The sequence below is a fragment of the Corynebacterium argentoratense DSM 44202 genome, from assembly GCF_000590555.1.
Classification (GTDB): Bacteria; Actinomycetota; Actinomycetes; order Mycobacteriales; family Mycobacteriaceae; genus Corynebacterium; species Corynebacterium argentoratense.
Genome location: NC_022198.1, coordinates 892,688 through 912,018 on the forward strand (window position 1 = coordinate 892,688; position 19,331 = coordinate 912,018).

Genomic DNA, 19,331 nt, shown 5'->3' on the forward strand with positions numbered 1-19,331 from the left:
CAGATGGCTAAAAAGTCAAGGACGTCGCGCTCGGGGCTTGTTGCTGCCGCGGCATGTGGTGTGGCGGTGGGTACCGCTTTCGGTACTTTCGTGCTCTCACCGAATTTGCCGGGCGGGGCTTTGCAGGAAAGTCACGACGCTGTGGTTGCGTTGGAGCAGTCCGAGCAGGAGGCCCGCATTGCCAAGGCTCAGGCCTCGACTGCGGATAGTTATATCGAGGCTTCCAGTACGAAGTTTGTGGCTGACGCACTGAAGGATATTCCGGTTGTCGTGATGACGACCGATGATGCGGATGCTGATGACGTCGCGTCGGTTGATACCTTGCTGCAGGCGTCTGGTGCGTCTGTGGTGGGACGTATTGGTTTGACGGAGAAGTTCTTCCAACAGGATTCTGCTGAAGCTTTGAAGTCCATTGTGGCCAATACGTTGCCGGCTGGGGCGCAGTTGAGCGTTGATAATCTCGACCCTGGTACGCACGCTGGTGAGGCACTTGGTGCAGCGTTGCTGACCGATGCTGAGGGCAAGCCCATGGCGGATGAGCAGGAGCGTGCGCTGCTTCTTAATGCATTGCAGCAGGCGGGCTTTATGAACATTGAGGGTGCCAAGGACGCTGCTCGTGTTGCGATCATTATCACCGGTGAGCAGCAGCATGAGGACAATTCTGATGTGATTTCTCCTTATGCTGAAACCAATTTGGGTCGCTTGGCCTTGGGGATGAACGAGCGCGGGTCTGGAGTGGTGTTGGCGGGGCGGATCAATACGGCTGCTGATGGTGGTGCTATTGATGTCGTCCGCACTGCTCAGGAGCGTGATAGTGGATCGGCGCAGGGTGCAATCCGAGGTGTGTCCACTATTGACAGCGTCAATATGGTCTACGGGCAAATTGGTGTTATTTTGTCCGCCCGCGACCAGCTTCTTGGAAAGTTCGGCGCCTACGGTGCTGCTGAATCTGCAGAGGCCGCTGGCCCCTAAAACTTCCCGCTGTTGTGTTTGAAGGCTCGTCCCACGCTGCGGCGTTAGGTGGCGGGCCTTTGGCAGTGTTGGGCTGACGGTCCGTGGTTAATCAACGGGGCAAAAGGTCAACAAAATTCATTTTCGTCACAGGGGGAGTGGCATTCTCCCTCGGTAAAGGGCTCATTGCGGCTGCCGTTAAACAGCACGACTAGTCTTGGAAACCATGAGCCACGACTTTGAGTGCCTGGACAGCGAGCTACTTATCGATGCGCCGATTATCGCGGTGCGTCGGGATCGAGTGTCGATGCCGCAGGGGCGGATAGTATCCCGCGAGGTTGTTGAGCATTTTGGTGCTGTGGCTGTGGTGGCTTTAGACGGTGATCTGCACGACCCCTCTGTGGTGCTTATTCGCCAATTCCGAACGGCCGTGGGGCGTCGTTTGCTGGAGCTGCCGGCGGGGCTTCTGGATATCTATGGTGAAGATCCTTGGGTGTGTGCGCAGCGGGAACTTTATGAAGAAGCTGGGCTTAAGGCTGACACTTGGGACCTACTGCTCGATGCCGCAGCGTCGCCTGGTTTTTCCGACGAAGCCGTGCGGATTTTCTTGGCCCGGGGTGTGCACTTTGTCGGTCGGCCGGAAGCTCACGACGAAGAAGCGGACCTGGAGATCGTGACCATGCCGCTGCGCGAAGCAGTCCAGGCGGTCTTTGATGGGCGGGTAGATAATGCCTTCGCCAGCTTAGGTTTGCTGGCGGCCTGGCAGGCGGTGAACGCTCGCGCTGACGTTCAGCTGCGCGACGTCAGCACCCCGTTTGTTTTGCGGCCTACCGCGTTGGCGGCGCGTCGGCACGCGGAAGGCTTCGACGCCGACATGAAGAAGATTCCGGCTGAGGATCCACATGGCGAGGGCTAGTGACGGCCTCGCGGAGCAAATCGGGCGGTGGTTGACGCACCAGGCTATTGAGCGCGGACTGTCTCGCAACACCATGGACAGTTACAGGCGTGATTCTGCCCGCTATGTTGATTTTTTGCGCACCGTTGGGCGCACGTGTCTTGCCGACGTGTCCGAAACTGATGTTGAGGAGTATGTGAAGTTCTTGCGGCAGCAGGGCAAGTCCGTGGCGACGGCCAATCGGGCGTTGGTTGTTGTGCGCAGCATTCATGGTTTCGCGCTCAAGGAGGGCGACGTTGACGTGGACGTGGCGCGCGCTGTATCGCCGGCGAAGCTGCCGCAGCATTTGCCAGACACGTTGTCGATCGCCGAGGTAGCGCGCTTGATTGATGCGATCCCGGTGGGGCCAGCGGCGACGCCTGCGGATCTTCGCGACGCTGCATTGTTAGAGATGCTCTACGGTACTGGTGCGCGCATCAGCGAAATTGTTGCTTTGAATGTTGATGACGTCGCGGGGGTTATTGACGGCAGTGCGGATATCGTGTTGCTTCACGGTAAGGGGGATAAACAGCGTGTGGTGCCGATTGGCACTAAGGCGGTGGAGGCTGTGCAGAGTTATAGTGTAGCGGGGCGTGACCAACTAGCTAGGGGCAAGTCTCCAGCCTTGTTTTTGAATGCACGGGGTGGGAGGTTGTCGCGTCAAAGTGCGTGGGCCGTCATCCAGCGCTGGGTGGAGGCTGCGGGGATTGATAAAGAGGTTTCGCCCCACAGTTTGCGACATTCTTTTGCGACGCATCTGTTGGAGGGGGGTGCTGACGTGCGTGTTGTTCAGGAATTATTGGGGCACGCCTCAGTCGCGACAACGCAGATTTACACCCACGTGACGGCTGATAGCTTGCGTGCCGTGTGGAAGACCTCTCATCCGCGTGCGCGGTGATACTCTTGGAAGGGTTAGTGTTTACAGGGTGCAATCCGCACGGTAAATCAAGGAATGAGGGTTGACTGTGGCTAGTGTGTCTGAGGGACTCTTCGACAAGCCAAAGGCTGTCTACGGGCTCACCGGACGGCCGCTCCGGGACATTCCGGAACCCCCTGCTATCGACAGCCACGGCCCAGCCGTTATTTTGTCTATGTGTAACCAAAAAGGCGGCGTCGGAAAGACAACGTCCACAATCAACCTTGGTGCATGCCTGGCGGAGGTCGGACGCAAAGTCCTCCTCGTTGACCTTGATCCTCAGGGTGCCTTGTCGGCCGGGTTGGGGGTTCCTCATGAGGAACTCGACCTGACTGTATATAACCTCCTGGTGGACAATGAAACCTCGATCCACAACGCCATCCACCACACTTCCGTGTCTGGTCTGGATCTCGTGCCCGCCAACATCGACCTGTCCGCCGCGGAAATCCAGCTGGTCAATGAGGTCGGTCGTGAGCAAGCGCTTGCCCGCGCCCTGCGGCCAGTCATGCGCGATTATGACTTCATCATTTTGGACTGCCAGCCGTCTCTAGGTCTGCTGACTGTTAACGCGTTGACCTGTTCCCAGGGTGTCATCATTCCGATGGAATGTGAATACTTCTCGCTGCGAGGGTTGGCTCTGCTGACCGACACCGTGGAAAAAGTACGCGATCGGCTGAACTTTAATCTCGAAATCGTCGGCATTTTGGTGACGATGTTTGACCGCCGCACAAGCCACGCCCGCGAAGTTATGTCCAGGGTTGTTGAGGTCTTCGGCGAGCAAGTCTTCGACACCGTCATCACCCGCACCGTCAGATTCCCCGAAACCTCCGTTGCCGGGGAGCCCATCATCACATGGGCGCCGTCCTCCCAGGGGGCTCAGCAGTACCGTAACCTCGCCCGCGAGGTGATTGAGCGTACGGTGTGAGTCAGCAGCGCCCCGACGTGCCGGTGGTTCTACCGCCGATTAGCCCGGATGAACCCCAGCAGGAAATCCCGGGCTTCACCCTGTCGCTGACCAACTTTTCGGGCCCTTTTGACCTGCTACTGCAGTTGATCGGCGCCAAAAAGCTCGACATCACCGAGGTGGCGCTGTCGAAGGTTACCGATGAGTTCATCAACTACACCCGCGCATTGGGTGCGGTTGCCTCCCTGGATGAAATTACTGAGTTTGTGCTCATCGCCGCGACACTGCTGGATTTAAAAACGGCTCGATTGCTTCCTCGAGGTGAGGTTGATAGCGAAGAGGATCTAGAGCTTCTCGAAGCGCGGGATCTATTGTTTGCTAAGTTGCTGCAGTACAAAGCCTACAAACAGGTTGCGGACTTGTTCAGAGACTGGCAGCGTGACGCCCCGCGGCGTTATCCGCGCGCGGTCAGTTTGGAGGAGCGTTTCGCCTCCGCATTGCCTCCGGTTCACCTGGGCCTTGATGCATCGGGTTTTGCTGAGTTAGCGGCGACCGTCTTCCGGCCGAAGCCGCCGGAGCTGGTGGGCACGGATCATATTCATCAGGTCGCGGTGTCGGTGCCTGAGCAGGCTGGCAAAGTGTTAACCATCTTGAAGATGCTGGGGGCGGATACGTGGGCTTCGTTCGAGCGGTTGACCTCGGATTGTTCCGTGTCGATGGAGGTCGTTGGACGTTTTTTGGCGCTGCTTGAGTTGTATAAAGCCCAGGCGGTCAGCGTCGATCAGCCAGAACAGTTGGGACAGTTGAACGTGGCTTGGACCGGCATTGACGTTGATCCTGCGGTGGTTGCGGCTTCTAATTGGGAGTAGTTGGGGCGCCGGCAGCCTTGGCCTGTGTGCGGTAGAGTGGCACACATGGTTGATATGCAGCAGATCACAGTCCCTTCGCCTTTGGTATCTCCCGAATGGCTGCTTGAGTTGTTGTCGGATGAATCGATTCTCGATGCTCGATTGCCCGATGGCACCCGCGCTGTGGCCTTGTTGTGCGCGAGCATGGCGGGTAACAATCTTGATGCTGAGGCTATTGCCGGGTCTATTCATGCCGATCTGGAGGGGGATTTTTCTGATCCAGAGGATCCGCTTCCTCACACTCAGCCGGCAGATGTGCAGCGTGTGTTTGAGCGTTGCGGGGTGGGGCCCGACACGGCCGTGATCTGTTATGACACTCAAGGCGTTGTCACGAGTGCTCGCGTGTGGTGGTTGGGTCGTGCCGCTGGTTTGGACAACATTGCAGTGCTAGATGGCGGCACGCGTCACCTGCCCGAGCATGGCGTGGTGTCGTGGGTTGCTCTGCGTGATCTGCCCGCCCCTGGGGATGATGACGTCGCGGGGGATCTGTCGTCTGTTACGGCGCGGCCGCATCTGATCGTGGGGGACCGAGCAGTAGAGCAGGCTTTGGCCCGCAATGGGGTTGTGGTTGATGCCCGTTCCCAAGGGCGCTTTGCCGGTGTGGACAGCGAACCCCGGCCTCACCTTGTATCTGGGCACATTCCGGGTAGCGTGAACGTGCCCTTCACAGAGCTGTTCCGGGGTGGAAGGATGAAGCCTCAAGAAGAGGTAGCGGAGATCTTCCGCTCGGCCATCGAAGCCGAGAACACCACCGGCCCCGACGCTGCCGATTGGACCCAACAGCCCATCATTTTTAGTTGCGGCTCGGGTGTGACAGCCTGCGTCGATGCTCTGGGTGCAACCGTCGCCGGATGCTCCAATGCCTCGGTGTTTGATGGATCCTGGAGCCAATGGGGTGACCCCGCGTATGGCAAGCCGATCGCCTAAGTAGACTCGGAGGGTGTGAAAGACTCTGAGCCCTCTGAACAACAGGCGCCGCGCAGCGGGGTGCAGGCTCTGCGCCCCTACATTGAGTCGGTCCTACTGGTAACGGATGCTCCTGTGACAGTCGAACAGTTGGCTAGGGTGCTGGATGATGACGCCGCGACTATCGCCACGGTGTTGACGGAGATGTCAGCTGAGTTCACGCAGCAGGGTAGCGGCTTCGATCTGCGGGAAACTGCTGAAGGGTGGCGGCTGTACACCCGGCCAGAATATGCCGATGTGGTTGAGGCCTTCATTTTGGATGGCAACCATACTCGCTTGTCCCGAGCAGCACTGGAAACACTGGCGGTGGTCGCCTATCGCCAGCCAGTGACCCGTTCGCAGGTCTCTGCTGTGCGCGGCGTCAACGTTGACGGTGTGATGCGTACCCTGCAGCTACGCGGTTTGATTAAAGAAGTAGATGTGGATGCTTCCACCGGCGCGCACCTGTATGCCACCACAGAGATGTTGCTGGAGCAGCTAGGGATAGAGTCGCTGGATCAGCTGCCTGATTTGGCGCCGCTCTTGCCCGACGTGGAGTCCATTGAGGAGGAATACTAGAAATGGACTTGCGTACCCCCAGCCAGGTTGTTGCTGATGACCAGGCACACGTGTGGCACCCATATGCTCCAACCCCGGCCCCCATGGACCCCATAGTTGTTGATTCCACATCCGGGGTGTACCTGCATACGGCCGATGGGCGCACCCTGATCGATGGGATGAGCTCCTGGTGGGCGGCCTGCCATGGGCATGGCCACCCCGCTCTCAAGCAAGCGGCTCACGAACAGATTGACAGCATGAGCCACGTGATGTTCGGCGGGCTCACACACAAACCGGCGACTCGCCTAGCCAACCAGCTCCTGGATCTCACTTCTTCGCACAGCAATGGCGCTGCGGATGGCTTGTCTAAGGTGTTCTTTTCTGACTCGGGCTCCGTGTCCGTGGAAGTGGCTATTAAGATGGCGCTGCAATATCAGCGCGGGCAAGGCCACCCTGAAAGAAAAAAGCTGTTGACCTGGCGCTCTGGCTATCACGGGGATACGTTCGGCCCGATGAGCGTGTGTGATCCTGACGGTGGCATGCACTCACTGTGGGTGGGCACGTTGAGCCAGCAGAAGTTCGCGCCACCTCCACCTGTGCTGGGTAGCAGCCCGGAAGATATAGCGGACTACCTTGAGACGTTTGAGTCTCTGGTTGATTCTTCAGTCGCGGCTGTCATCATCGAACCGGTAGTGCAGGGTGCCGGGGGCATGCGCTTCCACGATCCAGCGGTGGTGCAAGGGGTCGAGCGCATCTGCCGCAGGCACGGTCTGCTGCTGATCGCCGATGAGATTGCCACCGCGTTCGGCCGCACCGGGCAGATGTTCTGCACCCTGGATAACGGCATCAACCCGGATATTTTGTGCGTGGGCAAAGCTCTCACAGGTGGGTTCATGTCGCTGGCAGCCACGTTGACTACGGACAATGTTGCGCAGTCTATTCAGGCCCCAGAGGGCGGCGGTGCCCTCATGCATGGGCCAACGTTCATGGGTAACCCCTTGGCCTGTGCTGTGGCTAGTGCCGCTGTGGAGTTGGCTGCCAGCGAGTATTGGGTTGAGCCGGTGCACAACATCGAGGCATGGCTGCGCAGCGGCCTGGATCCTTTGGCCGCGCATCCAGCGGTTGCAGATGTGCGCGTTCGCGGTGCGATCGGCGTCGTCGAATTGCGCAATGACGTCGCGATGCGTGAGGCTACAGACGCAGCAACTGCGCTGGGAGTGTGGTTGCGGCCTTTCGGGAAGCTGATCTACACCATGCCGCCGTTTGTGTGCACCGAGGAAGAAGTCCAGCGCATCACCACCGCAATCGGCGCGGCGGTTGACGCCACCTCCCAACAATCTAAGGATTAGTCATGGCCATTGTCGTTATTACCGGCACAAACACTGATGTGGGAAAAACTTTCGCCACAGCGCAACTAACCCGCCAACTACTAGGTGAGGGCAAGCGTGTGGCTGTGGTTAAACCTGCCCAAACCGGTGAACCGGTGGGCAGGGGGGACCTGGCTACCGTTCGCGAGGTCTTGGCGAACGATCCCGCGTTAGCTCAAGCACTTGCTCAACAGCAAGTGGAATTCTTCGAATACGCCCGCTACCCAGAGCCCCTAGCACCCAACCTTGCTGCTCGCCGCGCAGGCATGGAGCAGTTGGACCTTGCCGCTACCGCCGACAAACTTCGAGCCCTGGACACTGAGTACGACATCGTTCTGGTCGAAGGCGCAGGCGGGCTGTTGGTTCGCATTGCCGACAACTGGACCATCGCCGATCTCGCGCGTGACCTTGGTGCACCCATGCTCATCGTCACCTCTACCGGCCTCGGATCGCTCAACCTCGCCGAGCTTACTGTCGAAGCCGCACAACGCAGAGGAATCACCGTGCTTGGCCTACTCGGCGGAAGCGTGCCTGCCGACCCGGAGATCGCGACGTCATTAAACCTGGAAGAATTCCCCGTCGTTGCCGGCGTGCCGCTGCTGGGCTGCTACCCAAAGGGCGCTCAAGGCAACTGCGACGTCAATGTGGCACCACTGCTCCAGCTGGGATAAGCTAGCGGTACATAGCGTCGCGCCACCTTCGGCCGGCGCACACCCAATACAGTAAGGACACATAAGTGACCCCACCCGCTCGCCGAGACGGCACACCGGACAAGATCGATAAGATCTACGTTTCCAAAGCGAAACCCGCACGCCACCAACACCCACGTGGCGAACACACACCCTTCGATTACACCCTGGGCGGCAATAATGCCGAGGGCATCCGCCTGCAAAAAGTACTGGCAAAAGCAGGCGTGGCCTCCCGCCGCATGTCGGAAAAACTCATCGATGCCGGCCGCGTAGAAGTTGACGGCAAGATCGTCACCGAACAAGGCATGCGCATTGACCCCGACAAGTCCATCGTGCGCGTCGATGGCGTACGCGTACGCATCGACAACGACCTGCAGTACTTTGTTCTCAACAAGCCCCGCGGCGTCCAATGCACCATGAGCGACGACATGGGGCGACCCTGCGTCGGCGACATCGTCGGGGAAAAAGTAGACGCAGGCCAAAGGCTCTTCCACGTCGGACGCCTTGACGCCGCAACCGAAGGCCTCCTGCTGCTCACCAACGACGGTGAACTCGCCAACCGACTGATGCACCCGAAGTACGAGGTAGCGAAAACCTATCTGGCGACCGTCGTGGGCGAGGCTGACCGCAAACTGGTCAGGGCGCTCAAAAACGGCGTCGAGCTAGACGACGGACCGGCTAAGGCCGACTACGTCCAGATCGTCGACGTACACCAAGGCAAGTCCATTGTGCGCGTCGAATTGCACGAGGGGCGCAAGCACATCGTGCGCCGCATGCTCAAAGAAGCCGGCTACCCCGTTGAACGTCTGGTTCGAACCAAGATCCATACCGTTCAATTGGGCGAACAAACCCCGGGTGCACTGCGTGCCCTGAACAATGCCGAACTAACCTCTCTGTACAAGGCGGTGGGAATGTGAGTATCTCCAACATGCCAGGCGATGGGCTGATCATTGCAGTAGACGGTCCCTCAGGGACAGGAAAATCAAGCGCCTGCCGCGCCGTAGCTGAAGCACTCGATGCCCACTACCTCGATACCGGCGCCATGTACCGCGTCGCCACCCTCCACGTGCTGCGATCGGGGATCGACCCCTCCGACGTCGAGGCAGTAATCGAAGCGACTAAAAACCTGCCGCTCAGCGTCAACGACGACCCGCGTTCTACCGAAGTATTGCTCGGTGGGGAAGACGTCCAGGACGAGATCCGTGGGCCGGAAGTCACCGCTCATGTGTCCGCCGTTGCGGCAATTCCCGAAGTGCGCAACAACCTCGTTCAACTTCAACGCGACCTTGCAGATGGCGCCCACCGCTGCGTCGTTGAGGGACGCGACATCGGAACGGTGGTGCTCGCCGACGCTCCGCTGAAGCTGTTCTTGACAGCAAGCGCAGAAGTCCGCGCACGCCGCCGTTTCGACCAGGACACCGCAGCTGGACGCGACGTCATTTTTGAGGATGTTCTCGCCGATGTTGAACGACGCGACCATCTGGATTCCACCCGCGCAACCTCCCCATTGATTCCGGCGGAGGATGCTCACATTGTCGATACCTCCGAGATGACGCTGGATGAAGTCATCGACTTGATTATTGACGCCGCGGTCGATTCTGACCCAAGCATGGACGACGCTGATTTCGACGACGACGTCGCGCTTGCCTTCGATGGTGAAGATTCAAGCTCCCTCCTCGCAAGCGAAGACTTGAGTGAGGATCAGTGGCGCGCTCTGGAAGCCAACTTCGGTATCGAAGCTGACGATCCTATAGAGGAAGCGTTGCCGACTGTCGCGATCGTCGGACGGCCCAACGTTGGCAAATCCACCCTGGTGAACCGCTTCCTTGGACGGCGTGAAGCCGTCGTCGAGGACTTCCCCGGGGTGACCCGCGACAGGATTTCTTACCTAGCCGATTGGGGTGGGCACCGCTACTGGGTACAGGACACTGGCGGCTGGGATCCTGACGCCAAGGGCATTCACGCGGCTATCGCACGTCAAGCTGAAGTCGCCATGGATACCGCCGACGTCATCGTCTTCGTTGTTGACACCAAGGTGGGCGTGACCGAAACCGATGAAGTGATGGCTCGTAAATTGCAGCGTGCCGAGGTGCCGGTTATCGTCGTCGCCAACAAATTCGACTCCGATTCGCAGTACGGTGATGTGGCTGAGTTTTGGTCACTCGGCTTGGGGGAGCCCTGGCCAGTATCCGCGCAGCACGGCCGTGGCGGCGCTGACGTCCTTGATCAGGTGCTCGCTAGTTTCCCTGAGGAACCCCGCAACAAGTCCATTACCGAGGGGCCGCGCAGGGTCGCACTGGTGGGCAAGCCGAACGTGGGCAAGTCCTCGCTGCTGAACAAGATCACCGGCGAGGAACGCTCCGTCGTTGACAATGTTGCCGGCACTACCGTCGACCCAGTCGACTCCTTGGTGCAGCTTGATCAAAAATTGTGGAAGTTCGTCGACACCGCCGGTTTGCGCCGCAAGGTCAAAAATGCACAAGGCCACGAGTTCTATGCTTCACTGCGGACCCGTGCTGCTATTGACGCTGCGGAAGTGTGCGTGTTCCTTCTCGACGCGTCAGAGCCGGTCAGTGAGCAAGATCAGCGCGTGCTCAACATGGTTATTGAAGCGGGCAAAGCACTGGTCATTGCTTTTAACAAATGGGACCTCATGGACGAGGATCGCCGCGAACTGCTCGATCGAGAAATCGATTTGCAGCTCGCCCACATTAGCTGGGCTCGGCGGATCAACATTTCCGCTAAGACTGGCCGAGCACTGCAGCGGCTTGAACCTGCCATGATCGAAGCTTTGGAGAGCTGGGATCAGCGTGTCACGACGGGGCAGCTCAACAACTGGCTGCGTCAGGTGATCGCGCAGAACCCTCCGCCGATGCGTGGTGGCCGACTGCCACGTGTCCTGTTCGTTACCCAGGCGTCTACGCGCCCTCCTGTGATCGTGCTGTTCACCACGGGCTTCCTCGAGGCTGGCTACCGCAGGTACTTGGAGCGTAAGTTCCGCGAGACCTTTGGTTTCGAAGGCTCCCCGGTGCGCATTGCGGTGCGTGTGAGGGAAAAGCGCAAGCGGAAATAGTGCGCCGCGCACGCCCCCTGAGTCCCTCAGCAGAATGTGCGCAGAAATGATCTAGGAAGCCCTGTGTATTTTCACAGGGCTTTCACAGTTGCCGGGCTTAGCGTCAATGGCATGAATATGCACACTGCTTGCTATGTCACCGAAACCTTTGCCCGCAGCCGCCAGGCGATGCTTCGTGGCAGCGCGTCCGCCTACTGTGATGGTTGGGTTGACGCAGCCACCGATCTTCGTCGACGCGTCGATGAATTCTACGATCCTTATATCAATCTGGATCATGAACAATGCGATGCCCACGCGCTAGCTGCGTGAAGATAAAGAAAAACCCCGTGCAAACCTTTTGAAGGTGCACGGGGAATTTTTGTCGGACTGACAGGATTTGAACCTGCGACCCCTTGACCCCCAGTCAAGTGCGCTACCAAGCTGCGCCACAGTCCGCCATCGCTTTGTGCGACTGGGATAGATTACATGACTGTGGTCTAAAAAGCTAATCGGCAGGTCAGTTGATCTTTTTAAGACTCGATGTAACGCAGTGCCCAGGTGTGAATGACGCTGGCTGCGTACTGCGCAGTGCCGGTCCGCGTGCACAGGTGATCAGTCCGATCGAGTGCGACCAAGGACTTGGGGTACCTAGTGCTTAAGAAGATATTCTGGGCGTTATCAATGCCGACGGTTTGGTCAATCGGTGAGTGCAGAATCATTAGCGGAACTTTGACCTTATGCAGGTAGGCTTCCGGGTTGATCTCTGCGAGATCTTCGAGATAGTGCCGGGAAATAACGATGTCTCGTCCACCGAGGGTGACCGTGACTGCGCCGTTTTCGTCGACTTCGCTGATTTTGTCGGCGAAGTGCAACACCGCATGCGCGGGGTCGAAAGGCGCACCAATGGTTGCCACTGCTTTCAGGCCGGGCAGAGTGGGCGCGGCTTTGAGGGCCGCAGCGCCGCCCAGGGAGTGGCCGATGAGCAGTTGGGGGCGAACGTGGTAGTTTTCGGCAATCCAATCGCTGACAGCTTTGAGGTCGGCGACATTTTCACTGAAACTTGTCTTTTCGAAGTCGCCTTCCGATTGGCCTAGGCCTGGGTAGTCGAAGCGGAGGCAGGCGATGCCCTGTGCCGCTAAGTATTTGCATACGCGGGCGGCGGCTGGCGTGAAGCGGCTACCTGTGAAGCAGTGGGAGAAAATGGCCCACAGCTTGGGATGCTGCTCGCTGTCTTTGGGTTCGATGCTTGTGCCGTCTGGATAGTCGATAGTGGCAGCCATGGTCAGTCCGGTGCTGCTGGGGAGTTTTACACTCGTCGATCGCATTCCTCCAGACTAAAGCATGTATTGGTTGGTCGCACGCGGCTGTTAAGCTAGGCGACAGTAAAGACAGAAAGTGGTGCCCCATGGGTGGTTTTGGTTGGTTGTGGAACATGCTCGGTGATACTTCCGGGCGCAACCAAAAGCGCAGTATCGCGCTCGTGAAAAAGGCCGAATCTCTGCTAGACGACGTGGCTGCGTTACCTGATGAGCAACTGTCGGAGCGTGGCCGTGCCGCCGCACAGTCGGAGGATTATGCCGCCTTGTTAGCAGTGTTGTCGGTAGCCTCACAGCGATGGCTTGGCATGGTGCCTTTCGACGTACAATTGCAGGCTACGCTGCGACTTCTCGAGGGCGATGTGGTCCACATGGCCACTGGTGAGGGCAAGACTCTGGTGGGGGCGATGGCGGCTACCGGCTTCGCTTTGCGGGGCAAGCGCGTCCACTGCATCACAGTCAATGATTACTTGGCTCATCGTGACGCCCAGTGGATGCGTCCGTTGGTTGAATTCTTCGGTTTGTCTGTGGCAAGCATCGGCGAAAAAATGGACAGTGATTCTCGCCGCGATGCCTACCGTTGCGACGTTGTGTACGCTCCGGTGAGCGAAATCGGGTTCGATGTTCTGCGGGATCAGCTCATAGTCCGACCGGAGGATGCGGTGCAGCATGGTGCTGACGTCGCTATCGTCGACGAGGCTGACAGTGTGCTGGTTGACGAGGCGTTGGTTCCTTTGGTGCTGGCAGGAAGTGCACCGGGTGTTGCGCCGGCGGGACAGATTACAGAGATCGTGTCGCGGCTAACGGAATCGGAGCATTTCGAAGTCTCCGAGGACGGACGCACGGTGTTTCTGAACGACAGAGGCGCTGCCGTTGTGGAGCGCGAGTTGGGCATCTCCAGCTTGTATGACCAAGAGCACGTGGGCACCACCTTGGTTCAGGTCAATTTGGCTTTGCACGCCGAGCATCTGCTGCACCGGGATGTGCATTACATCGTTCGCGATGGCAAGGTACAGATCATCGACGCTTCCCGCGGGCGGGTTGCGGATCTGCAGCGCTGGCCCGATGGGGTGCATGCCGCGGTGGAGGCGAAGGAAGGCCTCGATGTTACTGAAGGTGGCCGGATCCTCGACACCATCACGTTGCAGGCGTTGATGGGGCGCTATCCCATGGTGTGTGGGATGACTGGCACGGCTGTGGAGGCAATTGACCAGCTTCGGCAGTTTTATGATCTCCGCGTATCTGTGATTGAGCGCAGCGCTCCGTTGCGCCGCTTCGATGAAGCCGACCGTATTTACGCAACCGTTGAAGACAAGACCGCCGCGATTGTTCAGGAGATCGCGCGGATTCACGCAACCGGTCAGCCAGTGCTGGTTGGAACTCATGACGTCGCGGAATCCGAGACGTTGGCAGAACGCTTGGGGGATCAAGGTATTGATGTTGTCGTCCTCAATGCGAAGAATGATGCCGAGGAAGCGCGGATCATCGCGGAAGCGGGCGATGTTGGAAAAGTAACCGTGTCCACTCAAATGGCCGGCCGTGGAACGGATATTCGCCTTGGTGGAGCGGACGAATCCCGTCGTGATGAGGTCGTTGAGCTTGGCGGTCTTGCTGTGATTGGTACTGGCCGCTACCGCACTCAACGGCTAGATAATCAGTTGCGTGGCCGTGCGGGGCGTCAGGGAGATCCCGGGCTATCGCTATTTTTCGTCTCCCTTGACGATGACGTGGTGCTGGCTGGTGGCGCGGGGGAGTCCGTCAAAGCGGATGTTGCCAGCGACGGTCGCATAGACAGTAAGCGCGTGGGTGACTTTGTGGCCCATTGTCAGCGTGTGACAGAGGGGCAGCTGCTGGAGATCCACTCGCAAACGTGGAAGTACAACAAGCTCATCTCGGATCAGCGCGCAATCATCGACGAGCGCAGGTTCGACCTCCTCCACACGGCCGTGGCTTGGGAGGAGTTGCGTGCGCACAACCCCCAGAGGGCGGGAGAGCTGGAAGCCAGCGGTGTGAGCGTTGAAACGTTGGAGCAAGCAGCGCGGGAGATTGTGCTCTATCACCTGGATTACGGCTGGTCGGAGCACCTAGCCCTGTTAGATGACGTGCGGGAATCTATTCACCTGAGGGCTATTGCTAAGGAAACCCCCATCGATGAGTTCCACCGCATCGCCGTACTGGAGTTCAAGGCTTTGCGGGAGAAGGCGGTCCGTGATGCCCGTGAGACATTCGCCACTATCGATATTGATGCTGAGGGGGCCCATCTAGACGATCTGGGACTCCATAGGCCCAGTGCTACCTGGACGTACATGGTGGGAGATAACCCTCTGCAAAGCAGCGGGAATAGTGTCATCAATGCGCTCACTTCGGCGTTCCGATGAGTCGTGGCCTGCGTTTACCCCATGGGGGTAGATCCGGACTCTACTGCTCACGGCGTTACCGCTATGATGGAACGAGTTAGAGATAAGTACCAGCGCGAAATCCGGGAGGAATTTTAGCCAATGAGTGACACAACCGGGATCCCCGAACCCCAGGTGGAAACAACGTCTGTTTTCCGCGCTGACCTCCTCAAGGAGATGGAATCCGGCGCCAGCGCGTCGGCCCAGATCGGCGCAGAGAACCTTCCTGAGGGGTCTGCACTATTGGTCGTGAAGCGTGGCCCCAATGCGGGTTCCCGCTTCCTGCTCGATCGGCCAACCACCACAGTTGGTCGCCACCCCGAGAGCGACATCTTCCTCGACGACGTGACGGTGTCCCGAAGGCACGCCGAATTCCGCATCAATGATGGGGCTTTCGAAGTAGTCGACGTCGGAAGCCTTAACGGAACTTACGTTAACCGTGAGCCGAAGAACTCCGCAGTGCTCTCGAGCGGCGATGAGGTTCAGATCGGTAAATTCCGCCTGGTGTTCCTGGTTTAGCATCATGGGTGCTGTGCAATCGACGGGTGGTGGATGGGCCGCCCGTAACAACGTTCCGGCCCAGTCCACTTCGGGTCGTAGTAAATCCATGTCGATTGGCGCGGTACTCAAGCTGATCAAGCCTGATTACCCGCAGATCACGCATTCTAAGATTCGCTACCTCGAATCTGAGGGTTTGCTGGAGCCGCAGAGAACCGCTACGGGATATCGCTCCTACACGATGGACGATGTGGAGCGGCTGCGTTTCATTCTGGACATGCAGCGTGACCGTTACCTGCCGTTGAAGGTCATCCGTTCCCAGTTGGAAGCGATCGACCGCGGTGAAGTTTCGGCGCTTCCCGCTAGCCAGGCCGATGAGGCTGCCCATCGGGGATCCGACCGCATGAAGCTGTCCGAGCTGGCTGCGCAGACAGCAATGAGCGAGGACGATCTGATGGGTTTGATCAACGCGGGTCTGATCACCCCCGATGCTGCGGGCCTGTTTTCCTCCAGTGATGTATCGGTGATTGCCGTCATTTCCCAGCTCGTAGAGTATGGGCTCGATGTGCGCCACCTGAAGTCGCTTAAAAACCATGCTCAGCGCCAGGTTGATTTGGTTACGCAGGTGGCAGGGCCAGTTGCGCGTGCTAAAGATGACGCAGCTCGCGGTAGGGCAGAAGAGATCGCCCGCCAAATGATGTCGCTTATTGTCTCGCTCAACGAGGATGTTTTCCACAGGGAACTCCTGAAAGAGTTCGGTAGCTAGCGCCCTACATGGGGGTAATTCCTCGCCACTTTTTGAACTTAATTGTTTGTGTCTTACACCGATGGCATTAACTCTTAAGTTAAAGTTGAGGTTCAAGGTTTGCGTGTGCAACAAGAAACTACAAGAGAGGCCACGAGCGTGACTGACAACAATCGCCCCGTGCAGGAGTCCCTATTCGACATCGGTCCGGACCAGACAGTGGGCTACCGCGTACCCATTGCATGCCAGGTCGCTGGAATTACCTACCGACAGCTCGACTACTGGGCACGCACCCAGCTCGTTGTTCCCTCCATCCGTAGCGCCCGCGGCTCAGGATCCCAACGCCTGTACTCTTTCCGCGACATCCTGGTGCTGAAGATCGTCAAGGGCTTACTAGACACCGGCATTTCGCTTCAAAATATTCGCCTCGCGGTCAGTAACCTCCGCGACCTTGGCGTTGACGACCTCGCCACCATCACCCTGGTCAGCGACGGCACCACCGTCTACGAATGCCGCAGCAATGAAGAAGTGATTGACCTCCTGGCCGGCGGCCAAGGCGTTTTCGGCATTGCGGTTCCGGGCATTATGAAGGAACTCACCGGCACCATCGCTGCCTTCCCCTCTGAGAGCATCACCCACGACGACACCGCAGTTGCAGACTTCCGCGACGAACTTGCTGCTCGACGCGCGCGACGTCAGGTTTCTTAGCAACCAGTCTCACGACAACGAAAGCAGCCACGACACACGCCGTGGCTGCTTTTTCATGCTTAGTCCACCCAGCCGAGTGCAGCGTGAACGCTATCGGCTATCTTGACTGCGGATAAAAGAGTCAAGCACCTTATCGTGAGCGCCTGGGCCCACATGCTGGGCGGCAACCGTTACGGCAGCGTCGTTAAACGCATCCAGCATCTGGCTAAAACTGTCGTCGTCATAGAAGCCGACGCTACCGGTGGTCACCAGATACACCTGACCGCCACCGTGATCCGCCGTTGCTTGCATTGCGTTGATTAGCGCTGGCCGCGTTTGGGGAAGACCCCCGGTCTGAAAACCATCCAAGGTGGCATCAATCAAGGACAGGTCATCCGTGAACGCAACGTTGTTGCGCCACCCTTGCGTTACCCCAGGATTCAATGGGCTGGAGTAATTCCACAAAGCCACCTTGTGACCATTGGACACCACCTCCGCGGCTCGCTTCTTCAAAGCCTCGACCTGAGCCGGTAGAAACTCCGCCATAGCAGTGGAGGTGTCTAGGAGGAGCAACGTGTCCTGATGAGCAGGGGCCGAGGCGCCAGTGTCGGAACTCTCACTAGCGTCAGCTGAGGAACCATCCTGCTGCTGTCCTCCGCCCAGAGCCAGAGCTCTCGACAAAGCCGTGCCACTATCCAAGTCCACGATGCTCTGCTTTTCCCCAGCGCTTAATTGCACCGGAACCTGCGACAAGACATAGCCCTGAATAGCAGACGCCACACGCGCTTGTTCCTCACTAATCCCACCGCCGGCATTGAGCGCCACGGAATAGAAAGGCACCACAGTGTCTGCAACCTGGTGGAAGTCAAAACCATCGGGCAGCTTATCGTCCTCATCGGCAAGAATGTATGAGGTGTCGCTGCTCGGTTCCTCCGGGAACATCAAGGGCATAGAGCCATCTGCGACAGCACCCAACGCGGCGTCAATAGTATCTGTCGACTCCCGTACCAACACCGCAGCCAAACGTGGGCCCAAAGAAAAAGAACCATTGTACGCAGTCGAATCTGGTGCAACGTCTGCCCAGGTCTTTGGCACCTTGGCACCCTGCCGAACACCGACACCCACCCGGCTTGCAGCAACCACAGCCCACTCAGTCTGCGCAGGGGACATACCGCGCTGATCCAAGTCGTAGTTAATCGTGGAAGTGTTGCCAGTGGTGATCAGCAAAGCACCCGGGGTAGACCTGGTCAACTCAATGCAGTAATCCTTAACAACCGGGTTAGCTTTAACAAAACCATCAAGGATGTCATCGACCGAATGAGGAGCATCCGGGCTAACCTCCACGGGTACTTTCAGCTGCCCCTGAATGCAATCAGAGACAGCGCGCTCGTCAGCGGCACGACTACGCGCACCATTCCACAGATAAAACGACGTGGAGAACACCGCAACAACGACGACCGTTGCGATCAACGCGAGGATGAGTTGCGGTGCAACCTTCTTTTTCGGGCTTAAGCCGGTGGAATGACGACCCATAGTTAATTACGCTATCAGCTGTCTTTAAGGAAAGTGCCAAATACCCCCGCGGCGCAGTCACTCAAACGCTTGCGCAACACCTCTGCGCGCCGTGTAAAGTCCCTTTGCCTAGCAACATACTCAGCTTTGCCCTCCGGAGTTTCAATCGCAACGACCCCAAAACCAAGAGGTCGACAATCGTAAGGACTCGCCTCCATATCCAGAATGCGCACATCCCGAGCCAGACGGAAAGTCTCCAGCCAAGTCTCGCCATCCACCGCCGGCCCAAGCTTGGTAGCCCACTTGTACAGATCCATCGTGGCGTGCAAACATCCCGGATGCTCAAGGACAGGTTGTGTTTCACGAGTCGGTTGAAAAGCATTAAGAGGTCGCGCGGCCTCCGTGAAAAAACGAAACGCGTCATAGTGGCTACACCGAATCGAATGGGTATCTACCACCTCATTAGTTGCCTGCTCGCTGAGACGCAACGGCATATCATGCCGCGGTGTGCCCTGATAGACCATCGCCCACTCGTGCAGACCAAAACAATCAAAACGTGCTGGAGTGTCTCGGGTGAGTAAATCGTGAATGAACGCGACCAACACACGGCGTTGCTGGAGCATCTCTTGGGCATCAAACATGACGATGCGCCCGGCCGTTTCATGCTCAACCTGCTTGTAGAAACGCCACGCCGAATGTGGCGGAGTGCGATCGTTGGCGTCCAGGGCCACACCCAGGCCCGGATGCCAACGCGACAACTGGCCTGGGGTCGTCGGATAATAATCGAAGAGAAAATCAAAAATGGGGTGCTTGATGCCACGGGTGCGACGCTCAAGGTGGTCATGCGTCAGCTCTGCTACACGCTGTTGATGCGCATGCATACGCTGCTCCCACTGCTGGTAATCAAGTACCTCTAGCGGATCAGACACTGGACAAGGCGGCATTGTTGTTGA

At 58.2% G+C, this 19,331-nt stretch carries 18 protein-coding genes, 1 tRNA gene and 1 pseudogene; 16 read left to right on the forward strand and 4 right to left on the reverse strand.

The annotated features are described in order from the left end of the window. The first annotated feature begins 3 nt into the window (after positions 1–3). The 12 genes from CARG_RS04355 (at position 4) to CARG_RS04410 (ending at position 11,554) form a co-directional block, all read left to right on the forward strand. Entirely contained in the window at positions 4–972 is a 969-nt protein-coding gene (locus CARG_RS04355) for a copper transporter (RefSeq protein WP_020976189.1), read from the forward strand. Between the two features lie 205 nt (positions 973–1,177). Next, entirely contained in the window at positions 1,178–1,867 is a 690-nt protein-coding gene (locus tag CARG_RS04360; RefSeq protein WP_020976190.1) for an NUDIX domain-containing protein, read from the forward strand. Beyond that, positions 1,854–2,783 (forward strand): site-specific tyrosine recombinase XerD, encoded by a 930-nt coding sequence (locus CARG_RS04365; RefSeq protein WP_020976191.1) that lies wholly within the window; start codon positions 1,854–1,856, stop codon positions 2,781–2,783. The genes CARG_RS04360 and CARG_RS04365 overlap by 14 nt, the downstream gene beginning before the upstream one ends. A 76-nt stretch (positions 2,784–2,859) precedes the next feature. After that, positions 2,860–3,726 carry a ParA family protein gene (locus CARG_RS04370; protein ID WP_041747411.1) on the forward strand — a complete coding sequence of 289 codons (867 nt, stop codon included), beginning with the start codon at positions 2,860–2,862 and terminating at the stop codon, positions 3,724–3,726. After that, positions 3,723–4,574 (forward strand): segregation and condensation protein A, encoded by an 852-nt coding sequence (locus CARG_RS04375; protein ID WP_020976193.1) that lies wholly within the window; start codon positions 3,723–3,725, stop codon positions 4,572–4,574. The genes CARG_RS04370 and CARG_RS04375 overlap by 4 nt, the downstream gene beginning before the upstream one ends. Positions 4,575–4,619: 45 nt before the next feature. Next, positions 4,620–5,540 carry a sulfurtransferase gene (locus tag CARG_RS04380; protein ID WP_020976194.1) on the forward strand — a complete coding sequence of 307 codons (921 nt, stop codon included), beginning with the start codon at positions 4,620–4,622 and terminating at the stop codon, positions 5,538–5,540. Positions 5,541–5,555: 15 nt separating this feature from the next. Further along, a complete protein-coding gene (gene scpB / locus CARG_RS04385; protein ID WP_020976195.1) occupies positions 5,556–6,137 on the forward strand; it encodes an SMC-Scp complex subunit ScpB in 582 nt (193 codons plus the stop codon). Positions 6,138–6,139: 2 nt separating this feature from the next. Continuing rightward, positions 6,140–7,465 (forward strand): adenosylmethionine--8-amino-7-oxononanoate transaminase, encoded by a 1,326-nt coding sequence (locus CARG_RS04390; RefSeq protein ID WP_020976196.1) that lies wholly within the window; start codon positions 6,140–6,142, stop codon positions 7,463–7,465. Between the two features lie 2 nt (positions 7,466–7,467). Further along, on the forward strand, positions 7,468–8,154 hold the full coding sequence (gene bioD, locus CARG_RS04395) for a dethiobiotin synthase (protein ID WP_020976197.1): 687 nt from the start codon (positions 7,468–7,470) through the stop codon (positions 8,152–8,154). A gap of 65 nt (positions 8,155–8,219) precedes the next feature. Further along, complete coding sequence (locus CARG_RS04400; RefSeq protein ID WP_020976198.1) at positions 8,220–9,089, forward strand: pseudouridine synthase; 870 nt, start codon at positions 8,220–8,222, stop codon at positions 9,087–9,089. A gap of 11 nt (positions 9,090–9,100) precedes the next feature. Next, the gene (der, locus tag CARG_RS04405; RefSeq protein WP_081761704.1) at positions 9,101–11,245 is read left to right on the forward strand and encodes a bifunctional cytidylate kinase/GTPase Der; all 2,145 of its coding nucleotides are present in this window, start codon (positions 9,101–9,103) and stop codon (positions 11,243–11,245) included. Between the two features lie 111 nt (positions 11,246–11,356). Then, the gene (locus tag CARG_RS04410) at positions 11,357–11,554 is read left to right on the forward strand and encodes a hypothetical protein (RefSeq protein ID WP_144198550.1); all 198 of its coding nucleotides are present in this window, start codon (positions 11,357–11,359) and stop codon (positions 11,552–11,554) included. A 52-nt stretch (positions 11,555–11,606) separates the two neighbouring features. Here the strand turns inward: CARG_RS04410 and CARG_RS04415 are convergent. Beyond that, positions 11,607–11,680 (reverse strand) — tRNA-Pro (locus tag CARG_RS04415). Between the two features lie 83 nt (positions 11,681–11,763). After that, positions 11,764–12,549, reverse strand: a pseudogene (locus CARG_RS04420) (alpha/beta hydrolase family protein); the annotation flags it as partial. A gap of 80 nt (positions 12,550–12,629) precedes the next feature. Between CARG_RS04420 and secA2 the strand changes: the two are divergent. From secA2 to CARG_RS04440, 4 genes are all read left to right on the forward strand, one after another. After that, positions 12,630–14,918 (forward strand): accessory Sec system translocase SecA2, encoded by a 2,289-nt coding sequence (gene secA2 / locus CARG_RS04425; protein WP_020976202.1) that lies wholly within the window; start codon positions 12,630–12,632, stop codon positions 14,916–14,918. 120 nt (positions 14,919–15,038) lie between these two features. Continuing rightward, a complete protein-coding gene (odhI, locus tag CARG_RS04430) occupies positions 15,039–15,455 on the forward strand; it encodes an oxoglutarate dehydrogenase inhibitor Odhl (protein ID WP_020976203.1) in 417 nt (138 codons plus the stop codon). 4 nt (positions 15,456–15,459) lie between these two features. Further along, entirely contained in the window at positions 15,460–16,200 is a 741-nt protein-coding gene (gene ftsR, locus CARG_RS04435) for a transcriptional regulator FtsR (protein ID WP_020976204.1), read from the forward strand. 105 nt (positions 16,201–16,305) lie between these two features. Then, entirely contained in the window at positions 16,306–16,887 is a 582-nt protein-coding gene (locus CARG_RS04440; RefSeq protein ID WP_390885321.1) for a MerR family transcriptional regulator, read from the forward strand. A gap of 90 nt (positions 16,888–16,977) precedes the next feature. Here the strand turns inward: CARG_RS04440 and CARG_RS04445 are convergent, their stop codons facing one another. Both CARG_RS04445 and CARG_RS04450 read right to left on the reverse strand, forming a co-directional pair. Beyond that, positions 16,978–18,399 (reverse strand): hypothetical protein, encoded by a 1,422-nt coding sequence (locus CARG_RS04445; RefSeq protein ID WP_020976206.1) that lies wholly within the window; start codon positions 18,397–18,399, stop codon positions 16,978–16,980. 14 nt (positions 18,400–18,413) lie between these two features. After that, complete coding sequence (locus tag CARG_RS04450) at positions 18,414–19,322, reverse strand: hypothetical protein (RefSeq protein ID WP_052331898.1); 909 nt, start codon at positions 19,320–19,322, stop codon at positions 18,414–18,416. Between the last annotated feature and the right edge of the window lie 9 nt (positions 19,323–19,331).